This is a genomic window from Actinosynnema sp. NPDC023658 (assembly GCF_040639995.1).
Lineage (GTDB): Bacteria > Actinomycetota > Actinomycetes > Mycobacteriales > Pseudonocardiaceae > Actinosynnema.
In genome coordinates this window covers 1-4942 of record NZ_JBFAAX010000426.1, presented here as the reverse complement: position 1 = coordinate 4942, position 4942 = coordinate 1, and the positions used below count along the sequence as shown (strand labels likewise).

At 73.5% G+C, this 4942-nt stretch carries 1 protein-coding gene; it reads right to left on the bottom strand.

Annotation, left to right across the window (positions count from 1 at the left end; translation table 11 throughout):
* The coding region (locus AB0G02_RS28070; protein ID WP_360799470.1) for an amino acid adenylation domain-containing protein at positions 1–4942 on the bottom strand (4942 nt) is incomplete at both ends.

Below are 4942 nucleotides of genomic sequence, written 5' to 3'. Positions count from 1 at the left end.
AACGTCGTGCGCAGCGACTCGTGCCGCTCGACCAGCGCGGTCAGCGCCCGCTCCAGCCGCGGCACGTCCAGCTCGCCGCGCAGCCGCACGGCCAGCGGCGTCACGTACTCCGTCCCGCCGGGCGAGAACTGGTCCAGGAACCACAACCGCTGCTGCGCGAACGACAGCGGCGCGTCACCCTCGACCCGCCCGATCACGGCGTCGTCCGCCACCGTCCCGGACAGCCGGGCGGCGAGCGCGGCCACCGTCGGGTGGTCGAACAGGTCGCGCGGCGAGACGTCGAACGACGACCGCAGCTTCGACACCACCCGGATGCTGGAGATCGAGTCGCCGCCGAGGGTGAAGAAGTTGTCCTCGACGCCGACCTCGGCCAGCCCCAGCACGTCGGCCCACACGCCGGCGACGAGCCGTTCGGCCTCGGTGCGCGGCGCGACGAACCCGCCCGCCGCCGACGCCTCGCGCTCCGGCGCGGGCAGCGCGGCCCGGTCCAGCTTGCCGTTGGCGTTGAGCGGCAGCCGCTCCAGCGCCACGTACGCGGTCGGCACCATGTAGTCCGGCAACACCCGCTCGACGTGCTCGCGCAGCCCGGCGGCCTCCGCCGTGCCCTCGGGCACGTAGTAGGCGACCAGCCGGTCCTCCCGCACGATCACCGCGACCTGCGCCACGGCGTCGTGCACGGCCAGCACGGCCTCGATCTCGCCCAGCTCGATCCGGAACCCGCGGATCTTGACCTGCTGGTCGGCGCGGCCGAAGTACTCCAGCCTGCCGTCGACCCAGCGGGCCAGGTCGCCGGTGCGGTACATCCGGGTGCCGGGCGGGCCGAACGGGTTGGCCGGGAAGCGCTGCGCGGTCAGGCCGCCCCGGTTGAGGTAGCCCCGGGCCACGCCGGGCCCGGCCACGTACATCTCACCGACCACGCCCGGCGCGACGGGCTGGAGCTCGTCGTCCAGCACGTAGACCCGCAGGTCGGGGATGGGCACGCCGATCGAGCCGTCCGCCGGCGTCCACGTCACGTGGACCGTGGTCTCGGTGATCCCGTACATGTTGATCAACGCCCCGGACCCGCGCCACCCGTCCAGCTTGCGCACGTCCAGCGCCTCGCCGCCGAAGATGACGTAGCGGAGGTCGAGGTCGGGTGCTTCCGCGATGAGCTGGTAGAACGCCGAGGGCGTCTGGTTGAGCACCGTCACGCGCTCGTCGGCCAGCAGCCGGGCGAACTCGCGCGGGGACCGCGACACCTCGTAGGGCACCACGACCAGGCGACCGCCGTGCAGCAGCGGTCCCCACAGCTCCCAGACCGAGAAGTCGAACGCGTAGCTGTGGAACAACGTCCACACGTCGTCCGGGCCGAAGCCGAACCAGTGGTCGGTCTCGGAGAACAACCGCACCACGTTCGAGTGCGGCACCACCACGCCCTTGGGCCTGCCCGTCGAACCGGACGTGTAGATCACGTACGCCGCGTTCTCGGGGCGCAGCGGCACCTCGGGCGCGTCCACCGGCGACCCGGACAGGTCCGGCAGGGCCTCCAGCGTCGTGGTCGGCCGGGCGTCCTCGATCATGTGCGCGACGCGGTCTGCCGGGTACGAGACGTCCAGCGGCAGGTAGGCCGCGCCGGACTTCAGCACACCGAGGACCGCGACGACCAGGTCCAGCGAGCGCGGGAACCTCAGGGCCACCAGCGACTCCGGTCCGGCGCCCCGCGCGATGAGGTGGTGCGCCAACCGGTTGGACAGTTCGTCCAGCTCGCGGTAGGTCAGGCTCGCGCCCTCGCAGGTCACCGCGACGGCATCCGGCGTGCGCGCCGCCTGGGCGGCGAACAGCGACGGGATGGTGTCCTCGACCGCGGAGCCGGACGACGCGCCGTTCCAGCCGACCAGCACGCGGTCGCGCTCGTCGTCGGACAGCCACGGCAGCTCGAACACCCGTCGGCGCGGATTCTCCCCGATCGCGTCGAGCAGCCGGGCCAACCGGTCGCCCAGCGCGTGGATCGTGCCGTCGTCGAACAACCGGGGGTCGTAGGTCAGCTCCACGTGCAGGGCGTCGTCCACGTGCGCGCGGACGGTGAGCGGGAACGACGTGGTGTCCAGGCCGTCCACCTCCCCGATGCCGGGTGCGCCGTCGGGCGTGTCCTTGTCGACCGGGTAGTTCTCGAACGCCAGCAGGCTGTCGAACAGCCGCGTGCCCGAGTCCGACGCGATCCCGGCCCACCCCTGCACCTGCGCCAGCGAGACGTGCTCGAACTGCCGGGACTCGGTCTGCGCGCCCTGCAACCGGCGCAGCCAGTCGACCACCTCGGCGTCGGACTCCACCGACACCCTGGTGGGCACGGTGTTGATGAACATGCCGACGATCGACTCGACGCCGGGCAGCTCGGCCGGGCGGCCGGACACCGTGCTGCCGAACACCACGTCCCGCTGCCCGGAGGTGCGCGCCAGCAGCACCGCCCACGCGCCCTGCACCAGCGTGTTCACCGTCAGCCCGTGGGCGCGGGCCACCGCGTCCAGCCGGTCGGCGGGCAGGTCCAGCACGATCTGCGCGGACGACTCGGCGCGGTGCGCCTGCGCGGGCGACCGGTCGAACGGCAGCGGGGTGGGCGTGTCGAACCCGGCCAGCGCGCCGCGCCAGTACCGCTCGGCGGCGGACTGGTCGACCTCCGCCAGCCAGGCCAGGTAGTCGCGGAACGGCCGCCGCGGGGTGGGCGTGCCGCCCGCGTACTCGTTGAGCACCTCGCCGAACACCTGCGCGGTGCTCCAGCCGTCCAGCAGCAGGTGGTGCGAGGTCCACAGCAGGTCGACCTCGGTGTCGGACACCTTCCCGACCACGAGCCTCATCAGCGGCGCGGTGGTCAGGTCCACGCCCGCCGCCGCGTCGGCCGCCACGACCTCGTCGGTGACGTCGGTGAACACCACCGGCACCTCGACGTGGCGCCGCACGACCTGCACGGGCTCGTCCAAGCCCTCCCACGCCACCCCGGTCCGCAGGATCGGCGTGCGGTCGACCACGCGCTGCCAGGCCCGCGCCAAGCGCGCCGGGTCGTCCACACCGGACAGCCGCACCCGCACCTGGTTCAGGTACGCGGTGCCGTCGTCCATGAGGCTGTGGAACAACATGCCCGCCTGCAACGGGGTCAGCGGGTAGACGTCCTCCACGTCCCGGTCGACGATCCGGTCGACCTGCTCGGCGGTCAGCCCCGCCAGCGGGAAGTCCGACGGCGTGCGGCCCCAGGCGTCGGGTCGGGCGCAGAACGCGACGATGCCGCGCAGCGCGTCGACCATCCGGTCGGCCAGCGCCCGCACCGAGGCCTCGTCGTGCGCCTCGGTGGAGTACTCCCAGTCCAGCACGAGCTCGCCCGCCGTCACGGCGGCGGAGATGTCGAGCAGGTGCGGGCGGTGCGAGTCGTCGGGCACCTCGCGACCGCGGTCGGCCTCGGTGTCGGACCCGGCGTCGTCGAACTGGCCCAGGTAGTTGAACGACACCGCGGGCCGCCCGCGGTCGGGCACCAGGCCGTGCTGCCGCAGCGCCCCGTACCCGAACCCGTTGCCGGGCACGGCCCGCAGCTGCCGCCGCACCGCCTTCACCCGGTCGCGCCAGCTCCCCTCGGGCAGCTCCAGGGCCACCGGGAACACCGTGGTGAACCAGCCGACGGTCCGCGAGAGGTCCACGTCCAGCACGTCCTCCCGGCCGTGGCCCTCCAGGTCCACCGCGACCTGCGACGACCCCGTCCACCGGGACAGCGCGTAGGCCAGCGCGGCCAGCAGCACGTCGTTGATCCGGGTCCGGTAGGCGGCGGGCGCACCGCGCAGCAGCGCGTCGGTGTCCTCTTCGGACAGCTCGACCGTCACCGCCTCCGGTGCCCCGGTGGGCGCCGGGAACGGCGGGAACGACCGGTTCCAGTGGTCGACCTCGTCGTCCAGCGCGCCCTCCAGCACGTGTGCCTCCAGCCGCCGCGCCCACTCCTGGTACGAGGTGGTCTTGGCGCCGAGGTCACCGCCCCGGTACGCGGTCTCCAGGTCGTCCAGCAGGATCCGCCACGACACCCCGTCGACCACCAGGTGGTGCCCGACCAGCAACAGCGCCGGTCGCTCGCTCCGGAACAGCACGGCCCGGAACAGCGGCCCGGACGCCAGGTCGAACGACGCGTGCACCTCGTCCGCGACCGACTCCAGGTCCTGCGCACCGTCCACGACGGTCAGCACGTCGACGTCGCGGACGTCGTCGTTGTGCTGCCGCCACACGCCGTCGACCGACGTGAACCGCAGCCGCAGCGCGTCGTGGTGCGCCACCAGCGCGCCCAGCGCCCGCCGCAACGCGTCCACGTCCACCGCCGGGTCCAGCTCCACCAGGTGCGACTGGTTGAAGTGGTGCGGGTTGCGCCGCCCGGAGCCGAGGAACCAGTGCTGGATCGGCGTCAGGGGCACGTCGCCCACCACCGGCGCCCGGTCGTCGGCCGACGCGACCTCCACCGTGACGTGCGGCGCGAGGGAGGCGACGGTCTGGTGCGCGAACAGGTCCCGGGTGGCGAACCGGTAGCCGGCCTGCCGCGACCGCGCCACCACCTGCATGCTCAGGATCGAGTCGCCGCCCAGCGAGAAGAAGTTGTCCTGCGCGCCGACCCGCGGCACGTTCAGCACGTCCGCCCACACCGCGGCGAGCGCCTCCTCGACCGGCCCGGTCGGCTCGACGTACCCGGCGCCGACGAGCGCGCCGAAGTCCGGCTCGGGCAGCTTCGCCCGGTCCACCTTGCCGTTGGGGCTGATGGGCAGGGCGTCCACCGGCGCGAACACCGACGGCACCAGGTAGTCGGGCAGCGACTCCCCGAGGAACTCCCGCAGCTTCGCCACCTCGCCCACGACGTAGGCGACGAGCCGCTTGTGCCCGCGGGAGTCCGCCCGCGCCACCACGACCGCCTCGCGGACGTCCGGGTGCGCCAGCAGCGCGGTCT